The 21717-nt window shown below is 58.9% G+C and carries 24 protein-coding genes; 1 reads left to right on the forward strand and 23 read right to left on the reverse strand.

Features of this window, described 5'->3' with window-relative positions; genetic code table 11:
• Positions 1 to 70 precede the first annotated feature (70 nt).
• From ACI77H_RS13440 to trmJ, 21 genes are all read right to left on the reverse strand, one after another.
• A complete protein-coding gene (locus ACI77H_RS13440) occupies positions 71 to 862 on the reverse strand; it encodes an amidohydrolase (protein WP_407012327.1) in 792 nt (263 codons plus the stop codon).
• Positions 850 to 1998, reverse strand: coding sequence for a pyridoxal phosphate-dependent aminotransferase (locus tag ACI77H_RS13445; protein ID WP_407012328.1), 1149 nt, complete (start codon positions 1996 to 1998; stop codon positions 850 to 852). The genes ACI77H_RS13440 and ACI77H_RS13445 overlap by 13 nt, the downstream gene beginning before the upstream one ends.
• 122 nt (positions 1999 to 2120) lie before the next feature.
• Entirely contained in the window at positions 2121 to 3590 is a 1470-nt protein-coding gene (gene der / locus ACI77H_RS13450; protein WP_407012329.1) for a ribosome biogenesis GTPase Der, read from the reverse strand.
• Between the two features lie 182 nt (positions 3591 to 3772).
• Positions 3773 to 4924, reverse strand: a complete 1152-nt coding sequence (gene bamB / locus ACI77H_RS13455) for an outer membrane protein assembly factor BamB (protein WP_407012330.1) — start codon at positions 4922 to 4924, stop codon at positions 3773 to 3775.
• Positions 4917 to 5558: a tetratricopeptide repeat protein gene (locus ACI77H_RS13460; RefSeq protein ID WP_407012331.1), complete on the reverse strand. Its 642-nt coding sequence runs from the start codon at positions 5556 to 5558 to the stop codon at positions 4917 to 4919. The genes bamB and ACI77H_RS13460 overlap by 8 nt, the downstream gene beginning before the upstream one ends.
• Before the next feature lie 42 nt (positions 5559 to 5600).
• Positions 5601 to 6890, reverse strand: coding sequence for a histidine--tRNA ligase (hisS, locus tag ACI77H_RS13465; protein WP_407012332.1), 1290 nt, complete (start codon positions 6888 to 6890; stop codon positions 5601 to 5603).
• A 23-nt stretch (positions 6891 to 6913) separates the two neighbouring features.
• A complete protein-coding gene (ispG, locus tag ACI77H_RS13470; RefSeq protein ID WP_010457850.1) occupies positions 6914 to 8023 on the reverse strand; it encodes a flavodoxin-dependent (E)-4-hydroxy-3-methylbut-2-enyl-diphosphate synthase in 1110 nt (369 codons plus the stop codon).
• 3 nt (positions 8024 to 8026) lie between these two features.
• On the reverse strand, positions 8027 to 9070 hold the full coding sequence (locus tag ACI77H_RS13475) for a RodZ domain-containing protein (RefSeq protein ID WP_407012333.1): 1044 nt from the start codon (positions 9068 to 9070) through the stop codon (positions 8027 to 8029).
• A complete protein-coding gene (pilW, locus tag ACI77H_RS13480; RefSeq protein ID WP_407012334.1) occupies positions 9070 to 9828 on the reverse strand; it encodes a type IV pilus biogenesis/stability protein PilW in 759 nt (252 codons plus the stop codon). The genes ACI77H_RS13475 and pilW overlap by 1 nt, the downstream gene beginning before the upstream one ends.
• 17 nt (positions 9829 to 9845) lie before the next feature.
• Complete coding sequence (gene rlmN, locus ACI77H_RS13485; RefSeq protein ID WP_054045377.1) at positions 9846 to 10988, reverse strand: 23S rRNA (adenine(2503)-C(2))-methyltransferase RlmN; 1143 nt, start codon at positions 10986 to 10988, stop codon at positions 9846 to 9848.
• A gap of 28 nt (positions 10989 to 11016) precedes the next feature.
• The gene (gene ndk / locus ACI77H_RS13490; RefSeq protein ID WP_007916882.1) at positions 11017 to 11442 is read right to left on the reverse strand and encodes a nucleoside-diphosphate kinase; all 426 of its coding nucleotides are present in this window, start codon (positions 11440 to 11442) and stop codon (positions 11017 to 11019) included.
• A 92-nt stretch (positions 11443 to 11534) separates the two neighbouring features.
• Positions 11535 to 11735 (reverse strand): Fe-S cluster assembly protein IscX, encoded by a 201-nt coding sequence (gene iscX, locus ACI77H_RS13495; RefSeq protein ID WP_008147746.1) that lies wholly within the window; start codon positions 11733 to 11735, stop codon positions 11535 to 11537.
• Between the two features lie 14 nt (positions 11736 to 11749).
• Positions 11750 to 12091 (reverse strand): ISC system 2Fe-2S type ferredoxin, encoded by a 342-nt coding sequence (gene fdx, locus ACI77H_RS13500; protein WP_407012335.1) that lies wholly within the window; start codon positions 12089 to 12091, stop codon positions 11750 to 11752.
• Positions 12091 to 13956: a Fe-S protein assembly chaperone HscA gene (gene hscA, locus ACI77H_RS13505; RefSeq protein ID WP_407012336.1), complete on the reverse strand. Its 1866-nt coding sequence runs from the start codon at positions 13954 to 13956 to the stop codon at positions 12091 to 12093. Before hscA ends, fdx begins: the two co-directional genes overlap by 1 nt.
• A 51-nt stretch (positions 13957 to 14007) precedes the next feature.
• Complete coding sequence (hscB, locus tag ACI77H_RS13510) at positions 14008 to 14529, reverse strand: co-chaperone HscB (RefSeq protein WP_150631962.1); 522 nt, start codon at positions 14527 to 14529, stop codon at positions 14008 to 14010.
• Between the two features lie 8 nt (positions 14530 to 14537).
• Complete coding sequence (iscA, locus tag ACI77H_RS13515; protein ID WP_407012337.1) at positions 14538 to 14861, reverse strand: iron-sulfur cluster assembly protein IscA; 324 nt, start codon at positions 14859 to 14861, stop codon at positions 14538 to 14540.
• A 34-nt stretch (positions 14862 to 14895) separates the two neighbouring features.
• Positions 14896 to 15282 (reverse strand): Fe-S cluster assembly scaffold IscU, encoded by a 387-nt coding sequence (iscU, locus tag ACI77H_RS13520; RefSeq protein ID WP_003443374.1) that lies wholly within the window; start codon positions 15280 to 15282, stop codon positions 14896 to 14898.
• A gap of 85 nt (positions 15283 to 15367) precedes the next feature.
• Complete coding sequence (locus tag ACI77H_RS13525; RefSeq protein WP_407012338.1) at positions 15368 to 16582, reverse strand: IscS subfamily cysteine desulfurase; 1215 nt, start codon at positions 16580 to 16582, stop codon at positions 15368 to 15370.
• A gap of 50 nt (positions 16583 to 16632) precedes the next feature.
• On the reverse strand, positions 16633 to 17124 hold the full coding sequence (gene iscR / locus ACI77H_RS13530; RefSeq protein WP_007903581.1) for a Fe-S cluster assembly transcriptional regulator IscR: 492 nt from the start codon (positions 17122 to 17124) through the stop codon (positions 16633 to 16635).
• A gap of 241 nt (positions 17125 to 17365) precedes the next feature.
• Positions 17366 to 18142, reverse strand: coding sequence for a serine O-acetyltransferase (cysE, locus tag ACI77H_RS13535; RefSeq protein ID WP_031319081.1), 777 nt, complete (start codon positions 18140 to 18142; stop codon positions 17366 to 17368).
• Positions 18143 to 18144: 2 nt separating this feature from the next.
• On the reverse strand, positions 18145 to 18915 hold the full coding sequence (gene trmJ, locus ACI77H_RS13540; RefSeq protein WP_008045111.1) for a tRNA (cytosine(32)/uridine(32)-2'-O)-methyltransferase TrmJ: 771 nt from the start codon (positions 18913 to 18915) through the stop codon (positions 18145 to 18147).
• Between the two features lie 146 nt (positions 18916 to 19061).
• On the opposite strand from trmJ, the gene suhB reads away from it, so the two are divergent.
• Positions 19062 to 19880, forward strand: coding sequence for an inositol-phosphate phosphatase (gene suhB / locus ACI77H_RS13545; protein WP_008014726.1), 819 nt, complete (start codon positions 19062 to 19064; stop codon positions 19878 to 19880).
• Positions 19881 to 20125: 245 nt separating this feature from the next.
• On the opposite strand, the gene ACI77H_RS13550 is transcribed toward suhB, so the two are convergent.
• Positions 20126 to 20674, reverse strand: coding sequence for a glycine zipper 2TM domain-containing protein (locus tag ACI77H_RS13550; RefSeq protein ID WP_392885577.1), 549 nt, complete (start codon positions 20672 to 20674; stop codon positions 20126 to 20128).
• A 120-nt stretch (positions 20675 to 20794) separates the two neighbouring features.
• Positions 20795 to 21709 (reverse strand): protein translocase subunit SecF, encoded by a 915-nt coding sequence (gene secF / locus ACI77H_RS13555; RefSeq protein WP_407012339.1) that lies wholly within the window; start codon positions 21707 to 21709, stop codon positions 20795 to 20797.
• Positions 21710 to 21717: the final 8 nt, after the last annotated feature.

The following is a 21717-nucleotide window of genomic DNA, read 5'->3' on the forward strand; positions in this document are numbered from 1 at the left end:
TTTGTGTTCACACCGATCAACTGTGGGAGCGGGCTTGCTCGCGAAGGGGCCGGTCCAGGCGGTGAATATCTCAGGTGAACTCGAACGTGTCCGCATCCAGATTCGCCGGAAACCGCGTGCGATACGCCGCCAGTTCCGCTGCCTCCAGAACTACCTGAAACACCCCATCCGCCTCACCGGCACTGAGCAACGTCTCGCCCTGAAAATCCAGCACCTGACTGTCACCGGTATAAGCGAAGCCTTTCCCGTCCGTCCCGATGCGATTCACCGCCGCCACGTAGCACAGATTTTCGATTGCCCGCGCTGGCAGCAAACGGTTCCAGTGTTGGCGCCGCGCCCCCGGCCAATTCGCGGTGTACAGCAACAGATCGGTGTCCTGGGCATCGCGGCTCCACACCGGGAAACGCAAGTCGTAGCAAATCAGCGGCCGCACGCGCCAGCCTTTGAGTTCGAACTGCACCTGGCGCTCGCCCGGTGTGTAGTGATTGTGCTCGCCGGCCATGCGGAACAAGTGGCGCTTGTCGTAATGCCAGACCTCGCCATCCGGTCGCGCCCACAACAGGCGATTGCGATGACTGCCGTCAGCGGCCTGAACGATGATGCTGCCGGTGATCACCGCATCGAGTTGCGCAGCCTGGGCGCGCAGCCATTTGCTGGTGGGACCGTTTTCCGGCTCCGCGAGGGTCTCGGACTCCATGGAAAAACCGGTGGTGAACATCTCCGGCAGGATGATCAGGTCAGCGCCGCGAGCCTGCTCAAACAGTGTCTCGAAATGCTCCAGATTGGCCTGGCGGTCGTGCCAGGCCAGGCTTGTCTGGATCAGCGCGATGGTCAGATTCGGCAATGCACTCAGATCACGCATAGTTTTGCCGCTGCTTCACGCAGGGTCTCCTCGCGCTTGGCGAAGCACAGGCGTACCAGGCGCTGGCCTTCGGGCGGCGTCTGGTAGAACACCGAGATCGGGATGCTCGCCACGCCGTGTTCGCGAGTCATCCACAGCGCCATCTCGACATCGTTGAGATCGGGGCGGATCTGCGAGTAATCGACCAACTGGAAATAGGTGCCGGTGACGCGGTTGAAACTGAAACGCGATGGCGCCAGTAAATCGCAGAACTGATCGCGCTTGGCCTGGTAGAAACCCGGCAGTTCTTCAACGTGTTCCGGGTGTTCGGCCATGAAGTCGGCCAAAGCGTATTGTAACGGGGTCACACCGCAGAAACTGACGTACTGGTGCACCTTGCGCAGCTCTGCGGTGAGGGCCGGCGGTGCGACCACGTAGCCGGTTTTCCAGCCAGTGACGTGATAGGTCTTGCCGAACGAGCTGACCACGAAGGCGCGCTGATACAGCTCTTCGTGGTTCAGCACACTGACGTGCGGCACACCGTCGAATACCAGGTGTTCGTAGACTTCGTCGCTGACGAGGTAGATGTCACGATCACGGATCAGGTCCGCCAACTGATCCAGCTCGGCACGGCTGATCAACGCGCCGCTCGGGTTGTGCGGCGTGTTCAGCACAATCATCCGCGTGCGCGGCGTGATGGCCTCAGCCAGTTTCTGGAAGTCGATGGAGAAATCATTCAGTCCAAGCTGCACATGCACGCAACGGCCACCGGCCAGCTCCGTCGCCGGCTCATAACTGTCGTAGCACGGATCGAACACGATCACTTCGTCGCCGCTTCGGATAACCGCCTGAATCGCGCAGAAGATCGTCTGAGTGGCGCCGGGCGTGATGGTCACTTCGTTGTCGGCATCGACATTGACGCCGTAACTGCGAGCAATCTTCGCCGCCACTTGCTGACGCAATGCCGGCAGACCGGTCATCGGCGAATACTGGTTGTGGCCATTGGCAATGTGCCGACCGACCGCATCGCACAGGGCTTGCGGGGCATCGAAATCGGGGAAACCCTGTGACAGGTTGATCGCCCCGGTTTGCGCCGCGAGCTGAGACATCTGCGTGAAGATAGTGATGCCGACATTCGGCAGCTTACTGGTGATCATCGGTGATTCCCTGCTCTACACCCGGCTCTAACGGCGGCGCGGGAGAGCCCGAGGATAGCCCATCCGACGCCCATAAAAAAAGGGCACTCTGGTGAGTACCCTTTTTACTGCCGACGGAAGCCTCAGCGCTTGTCGCGGCGCTTCTTGTCGGCCTTTTTGTGGTGCGACATCATGCGACGCTTCTTGTTGACCTGACGGTCAGTGAGCGAGGTCTTGTTGCCTTCGTACGGGTTCTCGCCGCCCTTGAACTCGATGCGGATCGGCGTACCGACCAGCTTCAAGACACGACGGTAAGTGTTTTCCAGATAGCGAACGTAAGACTTCGGCACCTTCTCGATCTGGTTACCGTGAATCACGATGATCGGCGGGTTCGCGCCACCCAAGTGGGCGTAACGCAGCTTGATCCGGCGGTTGTTGACCATCGGCGGCGCGTGCTCACCCACCGCATCTTCCAGAATCGTGGTCAGGCGGTTGGTTGGCCAGCGAGTAACCGCAGACTTGAACGAGTTCTGTACGGAGGCGTAGAGGTTGCCCACGCCCGTGCCGTGCAGGGCCGAGATGAAGTGGATGTCGGCGTAGTCAACGAAGAACAGGCGACGTTGCAGCTCGACCTTCACGAAGTCGCGCTCGCTCGGCGTCATGCCGTCCCACTTGTTGATCGCGATCACCAGCGCACGACCCGACTCAATGGCGAAGCCCAGCAGGTTGAGGTCGTGGTCGACGACGCCTTCGCGGGCGTCCATCACGAAGATCACCACGTTGGCATCTTTGATCGCTTGCAGGGTTTTGACCACGGAGAATTTTTCAACTTCTTCGTGGATCTTGCCGCGCTTGCGCACACCGGCGGTGTCGATCAGGGTGTACTTCTCGTCGTTACGCTCGAACGGGATGTAGATGCTGTCGCGGGTGGTGCCCGGCTCGTCATAAACGATGACACGGTCTTCACCGAGCATGCGGTTGACGAGGGTCGACTTGCCGACGTTAGGGCGGCCGATGATGGCGATCTTGATCCCGTCTTTTTCGCTTGGGCCAGGAATGCGCTTGGCTTCCTCGCCTTCGGCAACGATCTCTTCCTCGCCTTCTTCCAGCTCGTCATCGTCTTTCGGGAAGGTGCTCAGCGCGATTTCGAGCATCTGGGTGATGCCACGACCGTGGGCGCCAGCGATCGGGATCGCGTGGCCCATGCCCAACGGGGCGAACTCGGCGCGGGCCATTTCAGGGTCGATGTTGTCGACCTTGTTGGCAACCACGTAGGAACGCTTGTTACGTTTGCGCAAATGCTCGGCGATCATCTGGTCGGCGGCGGTGAAACCGGCCTTGGCATCTACCAGGAACAGAACGACATCGGCTTCTTCAATGGCCAGCAGCGACTGCTCGGCCATTTTTTCGTCCATACCGTGCTCGTCACCGGAGATACCGCCGGTGTCGACCAGAATGTAGGAACGCCCTTGCCACTTGGCCTCACCGTATTGGCGATCACGGGTCAGACCGGACAAGTCGCCGACGATGGCGTCACGAGTCCTGGTCAGGCGGTTGAACAAGGTGGACTTGCCGACGTTCGGTCGGCCCACCAGGGCGATTACGGGAACCATGCGGCTCTCCACTTCGTTATTTCAGAAAATACAAAAGCCGCTGCGAGGCAGCGGCTGGTGCTCGTGTAGGAGCGAGTTTGCTCGCGAAGAACGTCACAGCACCGCGTTTATAGAGATTGCACGCGTTATCGTTGACGTCCATCGCGAGCAAGCTCGCTACTACCTATAGGTCCAGCATAGTTCTACTTGATGGTCAGGGCTTCCAGTTTGCCACTGTTGCCATACAGATAAATCGTGTCACCCACCACCAGCGGACGGGCACGCAGGCCGTCGCTGTCGATGCGTTCGCGGCCGACGAAGCGACCGTCCACCTGGCTCAGCAGGTGTACGTAGCCTTCCATGTCACCGACTGCAACATAACTGGAGAACACTTCCGGAGCCGACAATTGACGGCGAGCCAGCGAATCGTTGCTCCACAAAGCAGTGGTGGAACGCTCGTCGACGCCTTCAACGGTGCCCGAAGACAGGCTCACATACACAGTGCCGAAACCCTGGGCAACGCCGGCATAGCTGGAAGCATCACGCTGCCAGAGCTGACGACCGCTTTCCAGATCCAGTGCCGCAACGCGACCCTGATAGCTGGCGACGTACAAGGTACCGCCGGACAGCAGCAAGCCACCGTCGATATCGACAACGCGCTCCAGCTCCGAACGACCTTGTGGAATCGCTACCCGTTGTTCCCACACCGGCACGCCGTTGGAAATATCGAGCGCAACCACTTTACCGGTCGACAGGCCAGCCACCGCGAGGCGGTTGGTCACGATCGGCGCACTGGTGCCACGCAGGGTCAGGACGGCAGGCGTGCTTTCATACAACCAGCGCTGGTTACCGGTGGTGGCATCCAGACCGATCAGACGGTCATCCTGAGTCTGAACCACAACCACGTCACCGTTGTTGGCCGGCGGTGCGAGAACTTCGCTGGACACGCGAGCGCGCCATTTCTCTTCACCGTTGGTGGCGTCCATCGCAACGATTTCGCCCTTGGTCGTACCGATCACGAGCAGGCCATAACCTACGCCTACGGCGCCGGAAACAGGCAGATCCAGATCTTTCTTCCATTTGACGTCGCCATTGCTGCGATCCATCGCCATCACCACGCCAGTAACGTCGGCGGCATAAATGGTATCGCCATCGATCGCCGGAACCAGCATGTTGTAGGTTTCGCCCTGACCGTCACCGATCGAACGACTCCACTGCTTTTGCAGGACCACTTCTTCTTTGAAGTCGACCAGCTCGGCAGGTGGCAATTCTTTTTTGCTGTTGCTGCTGCAACCCGCGGCCAAAACGGCCAGAGCCAGCAATGCTGCATGTTTCCAACGGATCACGTCACGCATCCCCTTTGGCCAGGTCGTCCAGCTTGATTTGTAGGCCACCGACTGCCGCTTCATCCGACAGTGCCGCCTTGGCTTTTTGATACGCAGCGTTCGCTTCGTCGGTACGACCCAACTGCACCAGCAGGTCGCCCTTGAGTTCTTCGCGAGTGGCGAGGAATGCTTTATCGGTATCGCCTTCGAGCAGCTTCAGGGCTTCATCGGCCTTGTTCTGCGCGGCCAGCACCTGCGCCAGGCGCTGACGGGCGATTTCGCCCAGTGCCGGGTTGGCCGGTTTGGCAACGATGGCTTTCAGCTCGGTGGCAGCGTCGTCCAGCTTGCCGCTGTCGACCGCGACTTTCGCCACGAACAGGCTGCCATATTGCGCGTAGGCGCTACCGCCAAATTCGCTGTTGAGCTTGCCGGCCAGGTCCGAAACACGGGCGGCATCGGGCTTGCCGTCAGGCGTCAGCGTGGTTTCGAGCAATTGCTGATAGAGCATCGAGGCGCCTTGCGACTGATTGCTCTGATACTTGTGAAAGGCCTGCCAGCCGAACACGATGACCAGCGCCAACAGGCCGCCAGTGACCAGGGGCTTGCCGTTGCGTGTCCACCAGTCCTTTAAATCCGCCAGGTTTTCGTCTTCGGTACTCGACACCCCAATACTCCTTAATCGCTAAATCGGCTGTTTATGACAGCTTCAACCCTGCACGACGCAGGTGGCCAGGTGTGCAGCAAGCGCATCCCAGGCAATGCTTTGTTGTTCGCCCTGGCCACGCAGGGGTTTGAAACCTACCACTTGCTGGGCCATTTCGTCGTCACCGAGGATCAATGCGTACAGCGCACCGCTCTTGTCGGCTTTCTTGAACTGGCTTTTGAAGCTGCCGGCGCCGGCATTGATCTGCAGACGCAGGTTGGGCAATTGATCGCGAACCTTCTCGCTCAACGTCAGCGCAGCCAACTCGGCAGCCTCGCCGAATGCGCAAAGATAGACGTCGACCTGACGGGAGATCTCTTCCGGGATCTGCTCCAGGGTTTCAAGCAGCAGGACCAGGCGTTCGATACCCATGGCGAAACCAACGCCCGGGGTCGGCTTGCCGCCCATCTGCTCCACCAGACCGTCGTAACGGCCGCCGGCACACACAGTGCCTTGAGCGCCCAACTTGTCGGTGACCCATTCGAAAACGGTCTTGCTGTAGTAATCCAGCCCGCGCACCAGCTTCGGGTTGATTACGTAAGGAATGCCGGCGGCGTCCAGACGCGCCCTGAGGCCCTCGAAGTGCAAGCGGGATTCTTCGTCGAGGTAGTCGGCCATTTTCGGCGCGTCGACCAGGATCGCCTGAGTGTCGGCATTCTTGGTGTCCAGAACCCGCAGCGGGTTGGTCTTCAGACGGCGCTGACTGTCTTCGTCGAGCTTGTCCAGGTGAGCAGACAGGAATTCGACCAGCGCTTCACGATAACGACCACGGGACTCACTGGTGCCCAGGCTGTTGAGCTCAAGCTTGACCGCATCACGGATGCCCAACTCGCCCCACAGGCGCCAGGTCAGCACGATCAGCTCGGCGTCGATGTCCGGACCGTCGAGGTTGAACACCTCGACGCCGATCTGGTGGAACTGGCGATAACGGCCTTTCTGCGGACGTTCGTGGCGGAACATCGGGCCGATGTACCAAAGCTTCTGCACCTGGCCACCGCCAGTGATGCCGTGTTCGAGCACCGCACGCACGCAGGCCGCTGTGCCTTCAGGGCGCAGGGTCAGCGAATCACCGTTACGGTCTTCGAAGGTGTACATCTCTTTTTCGACGATGTCGGTCACTTCACCGATGGAGCGCTTGAACAGCTCGGTGAACTCGACTATCGGCATGCGGATCTGCTTGTAACCGTAGTTATCCAGCAGACGCGAAACGGTGCCCTCGAAATGACGCCACAAGGGAGTCTGTTCGGGCAGGATGTCGTTCATGCCACGAATGGCTTGCAGAGACTTGCTCACTTTAAATCCTTAAATTCGTTCGATCAGCCGCGAGCGATTACAGCTGCGTCAGCCTCGACCTTTTCGGCCGCTTTCTGGCGGATCAAGCGTTCAAGCTCATCCACCAGATTGTCATTCGTCAGTTTCTGCGACGGCTTGCCGTCGATGTAAATCAGGTTTGGCGTGCCGCCGGTCAAGCCGATATGGGCTTCCTTGGCTTCGCCCGGCCCGTTGACCACGCAACCGATGACCGCGACATCCAGCGGCACCAGCAGATCTTCGAGGCGCCCTTCCAGCTCGTTCATGGTTTTGACCACATCGAAGTTCTGCCGCGAGCAGCTCGGGCAGGCGATGAAGTTGATGCCACGGGAGCGCAGGTGCAGAGATTTGAGAATGTCGTAGCCGACTTTCACTTCCTCGACCGGGTCAGCCGCCAACGAGATGCGGATAGTATCGCCAATCCCTTCGGCGAGCAGCATACCGAGGCCCACGGCGGATTTCACTGTGCCTGAACGCAAACCACCGGCTTCGGTGATGCCCAGGTGCAGCGGCTGGACGATTTCCTTGGCCAGCAAGCGGTAAGCGGCGACGGCCATGAACACGTCGGAGGCTTTCACGCTGACCTTGAAGTCCTGGAAGTTCAGGCGTTCAAGGTGCTCGACGTGACGCAGGGCAGACTCGACCAGCGCGGCCGGGGTCGGCTCGCCGTATTTCTTTTGCAGGTCTTTTTCCAGGGAACCGGCGTTGACGCCGATGCGGATCGGAATCCCGCGATCGCGGGCGGCATCGACTACCGCACGCACGCGGTCTTCGCGACCAATGTTGCCCGGGTTGATGCGCAGGCAATCAACACCCAATTCGGCTACGCGCAGAGCGATCTTGTAGTCGAAGTGAATGTCGGCCACCAACGGCACTTTGACCAGTTGCTTGATCTTGCCGAAAGCTTCGGCGGCGTCCATGTCAGGCACGGAAATGCGCACGATATCGACGCCAGCGGCTTCCAGACGATTGATCTGGGCCACGGTGGCGGCGACATCATTGGTGTCGCTGTTGGTCATGCTCTGCACAGCGATGGGCGCATCGCCGCCAACAGGTACGTTACCGACCCAGATTTTCCGGGATTCGCGACGCTTGATTGGAGATTCGCCGTGCATGACTTATTGACCCAACTTCAGGCGAGCAGTCTCGCCACTGGTGAACGGAGCGACATCAACCACCTGACCGTTGTAGCTAACCTGCGCACCACGGGCGAAGCCCAGGCGCACGGCAAACGGCGGCTTGCCGCTGACAGTAACGTTTTCGCCTTTACGCTTGAGGCCACTCACCAGCACTTTGCCGGTGCCGTCGGTGACTTGTGTCCAGCAATCGGCGGTGAATTGCAGTTGAACCTGGCCTTGGCCGGCAACTGGGGCAGCCGCTGTCGAAGCAGGAATTGTTGGCGTCACGGAAGCGGTGGCAGGCAGGGTCGACACAACAGGAGCAGTCGGGGATGGCGTCGCGACAACCGGGGCGGTGCTGTGAACCGGGGCAACTGGTGCCGGGGCAACTGGCGTGGTGCTGTGCGTCGGTGCAGTCGGCGCGGCAGCAGGCGCAATGGCTTCAGCTTCAACCGGTGCTTCAGCCGAAGTCTCGGCTTGCGGCAATGCAAGAGCAGTCGAGCCTTCAGCCTGCCCTTCCGCGACAGCCTGGTCTTCTGGCTCGTCCAGCGGATGGATCTGAGTGGTGCCGTCAGCGCCTTCGACTTCAACGTGTTCCGGGCTCAGGCTGGCCAGGTCCTTGGTGCGCAATGAGGCTTGATCCTGCCACCAGACAAAACCACCGCCGATCACCGCGATCAGCAACAGCAGGCTGACGATTCGCAAAATAGTGTGGGAAACCCGCACCGGTTCTTCGATGCGACCCAGGCTGTGGACGTTGCTGCCCTGGGAGTCGGTACCAGTGGATTGGTCGAATTGCTGAACCAGAACGCTCTGGTCCATGCCGAGCAACTTGGCGTACGCGCGAATATAACCGCGAGCGAAGGTATGCCCCGGCAGCTTGTCGAATGCGCCGGCTTCCAGATTACCCAGGGAATTAACGGTGAGGTTGAGCTTGAGGGCTACTTCGGCCAGCGACCAGCCATTGCTTTCGCGGGCCTGGCGCAAAGTCTCACCGGGGTTAACGCGATTCGCTGCTACAACTTCGGGATGCGCCGCTTTCATCATTGCTCCGACAGGTATTGCTGATATTCCGGCGTACCGGGATAGAGTCGTTTTAGTTGCAGGCCAAAACTGGCGGCCTTGTCGCGATCTTCAAACACTTTTGCCAGCCGAACGCCGAGCAATAGACTACGTGCATTTTGCTCGGTGAGCAGGCTAAAACGATCGTAGTAGTCACGCGCGGGCACATAATGCCTGTCTTCGTAAGACAACTCAGCCATTTCCAGCAATGCACGGGGTTGCTGACGGTTCAAACGCAGGGCTTTTTCCAGTTGCTGCCGGGCCAGATCACGCTGGCCAAGCATCGAAGCGGTCATACCCAGGTTCTCGAACACTCGCGAACGCTCAGGATACAGGGTATCGGCGGCAGCCTGTTCAAAGCGCTCGTAGGCTTCCTTGTATCGTTTCTCTTCGTACAGAAAACTGCCGTAATTGTTCAGGATGCGTGCATCGCCGGGGCGCGAGGACAGCGCCTTGCGAAAATGCTGGTCGGCCAGCTCCGGCTCCATCTCGGCCTGGAACACCAGCCCCAGCGCCGCGTTGGCGTCAGGGTCCGAATCATCCAGGTCCAGCGCCTTTTTCAACGGCACTTTCGCCCGCTCGGTCATCCCTTGCTGCAAGTACCCCAGCCCCAGTTGCACGTAGGCGACACGCGCTTCATCGCGGCCCTTGCTGGTCTTCATCGGGTTGAAATCGCCCGACAGGACACAACCAGCACAAAGGCTGGCCAACAGCACAAGCAGCGCAAAGCGCAGGGACATAGAGATCCTCTCTTAATTTATTTCGCGGCGTTTTGCGCCATATCGTTCTCGGCACTCAACTCGCGCACGGCGATATAACGTTCGCTGCGACGGGTGCGATCCAGCACCTGCCCTACCAATTGGCCACACGCGGCGTCGATGTCTTCACCACGGGTGGTGCGTACGGTGACATTGAAGCCGGCATGGTGAAGCTGATCCTGGAAACGGCGAATGGCGTTGTTGCTCGGACGCTCATAGCCGGAATGCGGGAACGGGTTGAACGGAATCAGGTTGATCTTGCACGGGATATTCTTGAGCAACTCGATCATCTCAACGGCATGTTCAACCTTGTCGTTGATGTCCTTGAGCAAGGTGTACTCGATGGTCAGCACGCGTTTTTCGCCCAAGGACGACATGTAGCGCTGGCACGACTCGAGCAGCATCTTAAGCGGATATTTCTTGTTGATCGGCACCAATTGGTTACGCAATGCGTCGTTCGGTGCGTGCAGGGACAACGCCAGGGAGACGTCGATATGCTTGGACAGCTCATCAATCATCGGCACCACGCCCGAAGTGGACAGGGTCACGCGGCGCTTGGAGATCCCGTAGCCCAAGTCATCCATCATCAGATGCATGGCAGCCACGACGTTGTCGAAGTTCAGCAGCGGCTCGCCCATGCCCATCATCACCACGTTGGTGATGGCACGGTCGGCGGTCGCCGGAATGCTGCCGAACGATTTGTTGGCAATCCACACCTGGCCGATGACTTCAGCGGCGGTGAGGTTGCTGTTGAAACCTTGCTTGCCGGTGGAGCAGAAACTGCAATCCAGGGCACAGCCTGCCTGGGACGAAACGCACAGAGTGCCGCGTTTGCCCTGAGGGATGTAGACGGTCTCGACGCAGCTGCCGGACGCCACGCGCACCACCCACTTACGGGTGCCGTCGGTGGAAATGTCCTCGCTGACCACTTCAGGACCGCGAACTTCAGCAATCACCTTGAGCTTGTCGCGCAAGGCTTTGCTGACGTTCGTCATGGCGTCGAAATCATCGACGCCAAGGTGGTGAATCCATTTCATTACCTGACCGGCACGGAAACGCTTCTCCCCGATTGAGTCGAAGAATTTTTCCATTTCCAGCTGAGTCAGACCCAGCAGGTTAGTTTTTACAGTCGATGTAGTCATGGATTCACCTTCACTCATAAGCCAATGCTTAGCGAGTGGTTACTTCAGTAGCTGCGAAGAAGTACGAGATTTCGCGAGCAGCAGCGGCTTCGGAGTCCGAACCGTGTACAGCGTTGGCGTCGATGGAATCAGCGAAGTCAGCGCGGATGGTGCCGGCAGCAGCTTCTTTAGGGTTGGTAGCGCCCATCAGCTCACGGTTCAGAGCGATAGCGTTTTCACCTTCCAGAACTTGAACAACAACTGGACCGGAGATCATGAAAGCAACCAGGTCGCCGAAGAAACCACGAGCGCTGTGCTCAGCGTAGAAGCCTTCAGCTTCGGCTTTGGACAGTTGCTTCAGTTTCGAAGCTACAACGCGCAGGCCTGCTTTTTCGAAACGAGTGGTGATCTCGCCGATGACGTTTTTTGCAACAGCGTCAGGCTTGATGATGGAGAAAGTACGTTGAACAGCCATGGTGTAACTCCAGAAACGGTAATTTGTGAAAAATTAAACCCGCGAATTATACGCGGGTTCTTTGGTATTGCCTAACTGCGTACGGCGCAGACTCAGTCTGCTTCTTCGATCCAGGCCGCCTGAATGGCTTCAAGCACCTTCTCGCCACCGCGGGTCGGATCATCGCTGAACTCCGGCAATGCCAGCACCCATTTGTGCAGATCGACGAAGTTCACGTAACGCGGGTCCACATCCGGCTTGGATTCAGCAAGTTGGATCGCGATTTCCAGCACATCAACCCATTTCAGACTCATAACACTTCCTTGAATCAGTGCGGCGCTTCAGCTGCATGGTTGAGCGAGTATTTCGGAATTTCAACGGTCAGGTCTTCAGTCCCGACAATCGCCTGACAGCCTAGACGAGATTGCGGCTCAAGGCCCCAGGCCCGATCGAGAAAGTCTTCTTCCAGTTCGTCCGCTTCTTCCAGCGAGTCAAAGCCTTCACGAATGATGCAGTGACAAGTGGTGCAAGCGCAGACGCCGCCGCAGGCGCTTTCCATCTCGATATGGTGTTCATGGGCCAGCTCGAGAATGGATGTACCGGGCTCAGCCTCAACAACCATGCCGTCCGGGCAAAACTTTTCGTGTGGCAGAAAAATGACCTGCGGCATCAGTTATCCTCGATTTCATTCAGGTTGCGCCCCGCCAGCGCGGCTTTCACCGTCGAGTCCAGGCGACGGGCAGCAAAGGCATCGGTCACTTGCGACAGACGCTTGGTCTGCTGCTCGATGGCATAACCATCGGTGCCTTTCATCAATTCGGTCAGTTCTTGCATTTGCAACTCGATGACCATGCGCTCTTCGGCGTCGAGCAGACGTTCGCCGTCGACGTCGAGGGCGCCCTGCACCGCTTCGATCAGGCGCTGGGCATCGACTTGCTGCTCACGCAACACGCGGGCGACTTTGTCGTTGTTGGCGTACTCGAACGAATCCTTGAGCATTTTGGTGATTTCACCGTCGGTCAGACCGTAAGACGGCTTGACCTGAATGCTGGCTTCAACGCCCGAACCCAATTCACGGGCCGCGACGCTGAGCAGACCGTCGGCATCGACCTGGAAGGTCACGCGAATCTTCGCCGCACCGGCCACCATCGCTGGAATGCCACGCAGCTCGAAACGGGCCAGCGAACGGCAGTCGCTGATCAGCTCGCGCTCACCCTGCAACACGTGAATCGCCATGGCCGACTGGCCGTCTTTATAGGTAGTGAAGTCCTGGGCGCGAGCAACGGGGATGGTGGTGTTGCGCGGAATCACCTTCTCCATCAGACCGCCCATGGTTTCCAGCCCCAGGGACAACGGAATCACGTCGAGCAACAGCAGTTCACCGCCATCGCGTTTGTTGCCCGCCAGGGTATCGGCCTGAATCGCGGCACCGATGGCCACCACTTGATCCGGGTCGATTTCGGTCAGCGGTTGGCGACCGAAGGCTTCAGCGACCGCTTCGCGAACGCGAGGCACACGGGTCGAACCGCCAACCATGACCACCGCGTGCACTTCTTCCAGCTCAATGCCGGAATCACGCACCGCGCGGCGACAGGCCTTCAAGCTGCGAGCAACCATCGGCTCGATCAGCGTATTGAAGGCTTCCCGAGTCAGTTCGGCTTTCCAGTCACCATAAGCGACCTCAACCGACGCAGTATTGGTTAGCGCCTCTTTGGCGGCGCAGGCGGTTTGCAGCAGATTGCGTTGAGCACCCGGATCGAGGTCGGCGGACAAACCCGCAGTCTCAATGATCCAGCCAGCAATTGCGTGATCGAAGTCATCGCCGCCCAGGGCGCTGTCGCCGCCGGTGGCCAGCACTTCGAACACACCGCCGGTCAGGCGCAGAATCGAAATATCGAAGGTGCCGCCGCCCAGGTCATAAATCGCGACCAGACCTTCAGCATGTTGATCCAGACCGTAAGCCACCGCAGCGGCGGTCGGCTCATTAAGCAAACGCAGCACGTTCAGACCAGCCAGTTTGGCCGCGTCCTTGGTGGCTTGACGCTGAGCGTCGTCGAAATAGGCAGGAACGGTGATCACCGCGCCAACCAGTTCGCCGCCCAGAGTAGCCTCGGCGCGCTGACGCAGCACCTTCAGAATATCGGCGGAGACTTCGACCGGGCTTTTCGGCCCCTGAATAGTGTCGATGAACGGCATGTGCGATTCGCCGCCCACAAAGCGGTACGGCAGTTGCTCGCCCAATTGCTTGACGTCGGACAGACCACGACCCATCAAGCGCTTGACCGACAGCACGGTGTTCAAAGGATCGGTAGCGGCAGCCAGTTTGGCCGACTCGCCGACTTCAACGCGATCGGCGTGATAGCGCACGGCGGACGGCAGGATGACCTGCCCGTCAGCGTCGGCCAGGGGCTCGGAAAGACCACTGCGCAATGCAGCGACCAGCGAATTGGTAGTGCCCAAGTCGATCCCCACAGCCAGACGACGCTGGTGCGGTTGAGGACTTTGGCCGGGTTCGGCGATCTGCAGTAGGGCCATCGTGATCAGGACTTATCTGTATATCAGGAGTGCGACCGGAGCGGCACTGGGTTAATCGTCGAGGCGCTCTTCTAACTGGCGCACTTCGTAGGTGAGCTTGTCGAGGAACTGCATGCGCCGCATCAGGCGTTCGGCCTGCTCACGTTGCGCTGCATCATTCCAACAGGCTGCGAAGCTTTGGTTCAGTTCATCCTGCGCGGTTTTCAGGCGACGCTTGAACACCGCAACACCGGCCAAATCGGCACTGTCCTGCAGGTCTTCGAGCTCTTCACGCAGCGCCATCTGCTGCAGAAGAAACTCCGGATCATGCACCGTGACCTCCAGCGGCAACTCGCCACCATTCAGAGCGAGCAGGTATCGCGCGCGCTTCGGAGGACTTTTGAGCGTCTGGTAGGCCTCGTTAAGGCTTGCGGACTGCTCTAGCGCCAACCGCTGCTCGCGCTCGGAAGCGTCCGCAAAACGGTCCGGATGAACACTGCGCGCCAACTCACGGTAGCGCGTAGCCAGCTGATCGAGATCCAGATTGAAACTCGGTTGCAGCTCAAATAAAGCGAAATGACAAGGAGTACCCACAAGAAGCCTCAGATGTTGAAGCTTTCGCCGCAGCCACATTCACCGCGTACGTTGGGGTTGTTGAACTTGAAGCCTTCGTTCAACCCTTCCTTGACGAAATCGAGCTCGGTGCCATCCAGGTAGGCGAGGCTTTTCGGGTCGATGATCACTTTCTCGCCGTGACTTTCGAACACCTGATCCTCATCAACCACCTCGTCGACAAACTCCAGCACGTAGGCAAGGCCGGAACAGCCCGTGGTGCGAACACCCAGACGAATCCCTTCACCTTTGCCGCGCCCATTGAGGGAGCGTCGCACGTGTTGAGCAGCCGCTTCTGTCATGCTGATAGCCATCGGTGACTCCTTACTCGTCGCAAAATCTTGAAAGTCAGATCAAGCCTTTCTTCTGCTTGTAGTCGCGAACGGCCGCTTTGATAGCGTCTTCAGCAAGTACGGAGCAGTGAATTTTCACTGGCGGCAGGGCCAGTTCTTCGGCCAACTGAGTGTTTTTGATGGTCTCTGCTTCATCCAGAGTCTTGCCTTTCATCCACTCGGTCGCCAGGGAGCTGGAGGCGATAGCCGAACCGCAACCGTAGGTCTTGAACTTGGCATCTTCGATGATGCCTTGCTCGTTGACCTTGATTTGCAGGCGCATCACGTCGCCGCACGCCGGAGCGCCGACCATGCCAGTGCCGACATCCGGGTCTTCCGCGTCCATCTTGCCGACGTTACGCGGGTTTTCGTAGTGGTCGATGACCTTTTCGCTGTAAGCCATGATTCTTAATCCTCACTCATCAGAGAGTCGCTCTTGAAGCCCTGGGAACCTGGGTTCGACAGGGCTGGATTGCGGCGACTTGAAATCAGTGTGCCGCCCACTCGATTTTCGAAATGTCGACACCGTCTTTGTACATGTCCCACAGCGGCGACAGGGTGCGCAGCTTGGTAACGGCCTCGCAGACTTTCTGCGCGGCGTAGTCGATTTCTTCTTCGGTGGTGAAACGGCCGAAGGTGAAACGGATCGAGCTGTGTGCCAGTTCGTCATTGCGGCCCAGGGCGCGCAGTACGTACGAAGGCTCCAGGGAAGCCGAGGTGCAGGCAGAACCGGACGAAACAGCCAGATCCTTGAGCGCCATGATCAGCGACTCGCCTTCAACATAGTTGAAGCTCAGGTTCAGGTTGTGCGGAACGCGGGCGGTCATGCTGCCGTTGACGTACAGCTCTTCCAGGTCTTCGACCTGCTTGAAGAAACGGTCGCTCAGGGCTTTGATGCGCACGTTCTCGGCAGCCATGTCTTCCTTGGCTACGCGGAAGGCTTCGCCCATGCCGACAATCTGGTGGGTCGCCAGGGTGCCAGAACGCATGCCACGTTCGTGACCGCCGCCGTGCATGGTCGCTTCGATGCGCACACGCGGCTTGCGGCTGACGTAGAGCGCGCCGATACCTTTAGGACCGTAGGTCTTGTGGGCAGAGAACGACATCATGTCGACTTTCAGCTTCGACAGGTCGATGTCGACCTTGCCGGTGGACTGAGCCGCGTCAACGTGGAACAGAATGCCCTTGGAGCGGGTCAGTTCGCCGATGGCTGCGATGTCATTGACGGTGCCGATTTCGTTGTTCACGTGCATGATCGAAACCAGGATGGTGTCGTCACGCAGGGCAGCTTCGACCATCTCCGGGGTCACCAGACCATCGGTGCGCGGTTCGATGTAAGTCACTTCGAAGCCTTCACGCTCCAGTTGGCGCATGGTGTCTAGGACAGCCTTGTGCTCAATCTTGGTGGTGATCAGGTGTTTGCCTTTGGTCGCATAGAAATGCGCCGCACCCTTGATTGCCAGGTTGTCGGATTCGGTGGCACCGGAGGTCCAGACGATTTCACGCGGGTCGGCGTTGACCAGGTCTGCGACCTGACGACGGGCGTTTTCGACGGACTCTTCAGCTTTCCAGCCGAACACGTGGGAACGAGACGCCGGGTTACCGAAGTTTCCGTCGACCAGCAGGCATTCACTCATTTTTTGCGCAACACGCGGATCGACCGGGGTGGTCGCAGAGTAATCAAGGTAAATCGGCAATTTCATGGACTATCTCCTAAATCAGGCTGGCTGGCGTGCCGCTAGCTCTTTGGCTGTCATTCGACGGCGGACGCTTCAATCTTGTCCAGGCGTGGCGCCTTGCTGTTGCAACGGCGCTGGTCCTGACGCTGGGCTACTTCTTGTACCTCACGGCGAGTGACAAGATCAGCCAAGCTGATACCGCTCAGAAATTCGTGGATCTGCAGGCTCAGGTCGCACCACAAGTGGTGAGTGAGGCAGGTATCGCCTTGATGGCAATCGCCCTGGCCCTGGCATTTGGTGGCGTCGACCGATTCGTTTACCGCATCGATCACCTGGGCAACCTGGATGCCCTGCATGTCGCGGGACAGTTGGTAGCCGCCGCCCGGACCACGGACGCTGGACACTAGATTGCTGCGGCGCAATTTGGCGAAAAGCTGTTCGAGGTAGGACAGGGAGATGCCTTGGCGCTCGGAGATATCGGCCAGGGACACCGGCCCGTGCTGCGCGTGCAACGCCAGATCAAGCATGGCGGTCACGGCGTATCGGCCTTTTGTAGTCAGTCGCATGGACAATTACCACGGAGTTCGGAATGGGGCGAGTATGCAATTCCCGAGTATTTAAGTCAACTATAAGACCTAGTGCTTTACTCAGGTTTACCCGCAAAAGAGCGGCAGCATCATAGCAAAGGCTGGCCATCAACAGCCAGTAATACCTAGCCATCGCTCATCGCGAGCAGGCTCGCGCCCACATTGGACCGCGTCCGTCCGGACAACTCGATCTCTTGCTCGCGATGAACGATGACGCGATTTAGCTGGCCTGACTCTGATCTTTGTCCTTCACACACGCAAAGTCTTCTTCACGCAGCTCAGGCAGATCTTTCGCACAGTAATTACTGCCCAGGTCCTTCAGCGCCCCGCACATCCCCTCCAGTCGACCGTCGACCGCCTGTAAATGATCGAGCAACTGATTGATGGCACGCGCCACCGGGTCAGGCATGTCTTCGCCGACCCCATAGGCATCGAAACCGATCTTCTCGGCCATGGCCTTGCGCTTGGCGTCCTGCTCTTCATCGGACTTGACGATGATTCGCCCCGGAATGCCGACCACTGTCGCACCGGCAGGCACCGCCTTGGTCACCACAGCATTGGAGCCAACTTTGGCCCCCGCACCCACGGTGAACGGCCCGAGCACCTTGGCCCCGGCACCGACCACAACGCCATCTTCCAACGTTGGGTGACGCTTGCCTTTATTCCAGCTGGTGCCGCCCAGGGTCACGCCTTGATACAGCGTGACATCGTTGCCGATTTCAGCGGTCTCACCGATGACAATGCCCATGCCATGGTCAATAAAGAACCGACGACCGACCTTGGCACCCGGATGGATCTCGATCCCGGTCAACCAGCGACCAAAGTTCGACACCAGCCGCGCCAGCCATTTCAGGTCCGCCCGCCACAACATAGAGGACAAACGATGAATCCAGATGGCGTGCATGCCCGGATAGCAAGTCAGGACTTCAAAAGCGTTACGCGCCGCCGGGTCACGATGGAAAACACTCTGGATATCTTCACGCAAACGCTCGAACATCATTAATCCTTCCGCTTTAGAAGCTCACCACGGGCCGCTTTCTGGGTTTCCGTGAGGATGCCACGCAATATATTCATTTCCGCCCGACTGACCGAGCTTCGTCCGTACAATCGACGCAGGCGCGCCATCAAGTGCCGTGGTTTCTCAGGATCGAGGAATTCGATGGCCACCAGGGTTTGTTCCAGGTGCTCATAGAATCGCTCCAACTCATCCATGGTCGCCAGCTCAGCGCTTTTGACCGATGCCACTTCTTCCTTCTCGACCTTGCTCGGCTGGCCTTGGGCCGCGAGCCAGGACATACGCACTTCATAGCTCAACACCTGCACCGCTGCCCCAAGGTTCAGCGAGCTGAACTCAGGGTCTGATGGGATGTGCACGTGATAATGACATCGCTGCAGCTCTTCATTGGTCAGGCCGGAATCTTCACGACCAAAGACCAAGGCAATCTCGGCGCCCTGCCCTGCTTCCTCGACCACTTTCGTCCCGCATTCGCGAGGATCGAGCAGCGGCCAGGGAATACGCCGGTCACGGGCGCTGGTGCCGAGCACCAGATTGCAGCCGACCAAGGCATCTTCCAAGGTGGCGACGACTTGCGCGTTTTCAAGGATGTCGCCGGCACCGGAAGCCCGGGCATCGGCCTCGTGATGCGGGAACAACCTCGGTTCGACCAGCACCAGCCGCGACAGGCCCATGTTCTTCATGGCACGCGCAGCCCCGCCGATATTGCCGGGGTGGCTGGTATTGACCAGGACGACACGAATGTTATGCAGCACGGGAGGCGTTCTCGAACACAATAAAGGGGAGCCGAATCTTACAGCGCCTACTACCGTTAAGCTATGAAAGCGAACGCCGACCTTCTCCTGTAGAAAAGTTCTGATAGAATGCCCGGCTTTCTTTAACAACCTTAGGTGACACATCCATGCAGCCCATGCTGAATATCGCGCTGCGCGCCGCCCGCAGCGCCAGTGAATTGATCTTCCGCTCCATCGAGCGCCTGGATACCATCAAGGTCGACGAAAAAGACGCCAAGGATTACGTATCCGAGGTGGATCGCGCCGCTGAACAGAAAATCATCGACGCGCTGCGCAAGGCTTACCCGAACCACTCGATCATGGGTGAAGAAACCGGCATGCACGCCGGCACCGGGATCGAAGGCGAAGAGTACCTGTGGATCATCGATCCGCTGGACGGCACCACCAACTTCCTGCGCGGCATTCCTCACTTCGCTGTCAGCATCGCCTGCAAATACCGCGGTCGCCTGGAACACGCTGTTGTTCTGGACCCGGTTCGCCAGGAAGAATTCACCGCCAGCCGTGGTCGCGGCGCTCAACTGAACGGTCGTCGCCTGCGCGTCAGCGGTCGCACCAGCCTCGACGGCGCCCTGCTGGGTACCGGCTTCCCGTTCCGCGACGACCAGATGGACAACCTCGACAACTACCTGGGCATGTTCCGCGCTCTGGTTGGCCAGACTGCCGGCATCCGCCGCGCTGGCTCGGCGAGCCTGGACCTGGCCTATGTGGCTGCTGGCCGTTTCGACGCATTCTGGGAGTCGGGCCTGTCCGAGTGGGACATGGCTGCAGGCGCCCTGCTGATCCAGGAAGCCGGCGGTTTGGTGAGCGACTTCACCGGCGGTCACGATTTCCTTGAGAAAGGTCACATCGTTGCCGGTAACACCAAGTGCTTCAAGGCAGTGCTGACGGCGATCCAGCCGCACCTGCCGGCCTCGCTGAAGCGCTAAGCTCGCAGCGACAAAAAAGCACCCTTCGGGGTGCTTTTTTTATGCCTGCAAATCCACCCTCAAGAACACTGTAGACCCCTGTGGGAGCGGGCTTGCCCGTGATGGTGGAGTGTCAGTCTACATTGATGGTGCAGTTGATGACGCTATCGCGGGCAAGCCGCTCCCACAGGGGATTTGTGGCGCGGCATAAATCCCGGGCACAAAAAAAGCACCCCGCAGGGTGCTTCTTTTTAAACCTGAGCTACTTAATGAGCCTGTTCATTCTGCGACAGGATCAACTTACCTTCCTTGTCGACCGGAATCTGGTTGCCCGGATCGCGATCCATCCGCACCTTGCCTTCCTTGCCATCCAGCGAATAACGAACGTCATAACCCACAACCTTGTCGCTGATGTCATTCACGGTGTTACAGCGAGTTTGAGTCGTGGTGTAGGTGTCACGCTCCTGCATGCCCTCCTGGACCTTGTTGCCGGCGTAACCACCACCGACCGCGCCTGCAACCGTGGCAATTTTCTTGCCGGTGCCGCCGCCGATCTGGTTACCCAGCAGACCACCTGCCAGCGCACCCACCACCGTACCGGCAATCTGATGCTGATCTTTCACCGGCGCTTGCCGGGTGACCGCTACGTCCTTGCACACTTCACGCGGCGTCTTGATTTGTGTCTTGACCGGTTCAACGGCTAGAACTTGCGCATACTCAGGGCCGCTTTTAACCAGGCTGTAGGTGGCAACAGCACCCCCGGCAGTCACACCGACAGCACCCAATACCGCACCAACCAGCAACGACTTGTTCACATGAACCTCCTGACCATCACCCGCGGAACATGTCCGCGCTTCTCCCAGCCTTGGAGCATAAAAAAAGGCGCGAGTTCAACTCGCGCCTTTTCGGGCTGACAGCTGGAAAAACGATGGCCGTTATGGACGGTCGTCGACTTCCTTCTCGCTCGCCGCAGGAGGAATCAAGTCCTCACTGTTCAGATTCAGCCAGATCAGCACCACGTTCGCGATGTAGATCGACGAGTAAGTACCCGCCAGAACACCGATAAACAGGGCGATGGAGAAGCCGAACAGGTTGTCGCCACCGAAGAACAGCAGCGCCGCAATCGCCAGCAAGGTGGAGATCGACGTCGCCATGGTCCGCAGCAGGGTTTGCGTGGTCGAGATGTTGATGTTCTCGATCAGGCTGGCCTTGCGCAGCACACGGAAGTTCTCACGAACCCGGTCGAATACCACGATGGTGTCGTTGAGCGAGTAACCGATGATCGCCAGCACCGCCGCCAACACCGTCAGGTCGAAGGTGATCTGGAAGAACGACAGGATACCGATGGTCACGATCACGTCGTGGATCAAGGATACGATCGCACCGACCGCAAACTTCCACTGAAAGCGGAATGCCAGGTAGATCAGGATGCCGCCCAGCGCCATCAGCATGCCGAGGCCGCCCTGGTCGCGCAGCTCTTCACCCACCTGCGGGCCGACGAACTCGACGCGCTTGACCGTCGCCGGGTTGTCGCCGCCGACCTTCAGCAGCGCTTCCGCCACTTGATGGCCCAGCTGCGGGTCTTCACCCGGCATGCGCACCAGCAAATCGGTAGTCGCCCCGAAGCTCTGCACGATTGCCTCGTGATAGCCCGAAGTGGCCAGTTGCTCACGCACCTTGGTGACATCGGCCGGACGCTCGTAGGTCAGCTCAATGAGCGTACCGCCGGTGAAGTCCAGGCCCCAGTTCATGCCCTTGGTAGCGACACTGAACAGTGCCAACGCAGTAAGGAACAATGTGACGCCGAACGCGAAGTTGCGAACGCCCATGAAGTTGATTGTACGTAACATGGCAGCCC

This window comes from Pseudomonas sp. O230 (assembly GCF_045447035.1).
Lineage (GTDB): Bacteria > Pseudomonadota > Gammaproteobacteria > Pseudomonadales > Pseudomonadaceae > Aquipseudomonas.

Coding starts and splice junctions, on each gene's coding strand:
- ACI77H_RS13445 (WP_407012328.1), bottom strand. CDS start 1,998: ATGATCACCAGTAAGCTGCCGAATGTCGGCATCACTATCTTCACGCAG.
- iscX (WP_008147746.1), bottom strand. CDS start 11,735: ATGAGTCTGAAATGGGTTGATGTGCTGGAAATCGCGATCCAACTTGCT.
- ACI77H_RS13525 (WP_407012338.1), bottom strand. CDS start 16,582: ATGAAATTGCCGATTTACCTTGATTACTCTGCGACCACCCCGGTCGAT.
- iscR (WP_007903581.1), bottom strand. CDS start 17,124: ATGCGACTGACTACAAAAGGCCGATACGCCGTGACCGCCATGCTTGAT.
- ndk (WP_007916882.1), bottom strand. CDS start 11,442: ATGGCTGTTCAACGTACTTTCTCCATCATCAAGCCTGACGCTGTTGCA.
- fdx (WP_407012335.1), bottom strand. CDS start 12,091: ATGCCGCAGGTCATTTTTCTGCCACACGAAAAGTTTTGCCCGGACGGC.
- ACI77H_RS13440 (WP_407012327.1), bottom strand. CDS start 862: ATGCGTGATCTGAGTGCATTGCCGAATCTGACCATCGCGCTGATCCAG.
- hscA (WP_407012336.1), bottom strand. CDS start 13,956: ATGGCCCTACTGCAGATCGCCGAACCCGGCCAAAGTCCTCAACCGCAC.
- pilW (WP_407012334.1), bottom strand. CDS start 9,828: ATGTCCCTGCGCTTTGCGCTGCTTGTGCTGTTGGCCAGCCTTTGTGCT.
- rlmN (WP_054045377.1), bottom strand. CDS start 10,988: ATGACTACATCGACTGTAAAAACTAACCTGCTGGGTCTGACTCAGCTG.
- iscU (WP_003443374.1), bottom strand. CDS start 15,282: ATGGCTTACAGCGAAAAGGTCATCGACCACTACGAAAACCCGCGTAAC.
- suhB (WP_008014726.1), top strand. CDS start 19,062: ATGCAGCCCATGCTGAATATCGCGCTGCGCGCCGCCCGCAGCGCCAGT.
- ACI77H_RS13475 (WP_407012333.1), bottom strand. CDS start 9,070: ATGAAAGCGGCGCATCCCGAAGTTGTAGCAGCGAATCGCGTTAACCCC.
- iscA (WP_407012337.1), bottom strand. CDS start 14,861: ATGGCTATCAGCATGACAGAAGCGGCTGCTCAACACGTGCGACGCTCC.
- secF (WP_407012339.1), bottom strand. CDS start 21,709: ATGTTACGTACAATCAACTTCATGGGCGTTCGCAACTTCGCGTTCGGC.
- cysE (WP_031319081.1), bottom strand. CDS start 18,142: ATGTTCGAGCGTTTGCGTGAAGATATCCAGAGTGTTTTCCATCGTGAC.
- bamB (WP_407012330.1), bottom strand. CDS start 4,924: ATGCGTGACGTGATCCGTTGGAAACATGCAGCATTGCTGGCTCTGGCC.
- ispG (WP_010457850.1), bottom strand. CDS start 8,023: ATGCACGGCGAATCTCCAATCAAGCGTCGCGAATCCCGGAAAATCTGG.
- der (WP_407012329.1), bottom strand. CDS start 3,590: ATGGTTCCCGTAATCGCCCTGGTGGGCCGACCGAACGTCGGCAAGTCC.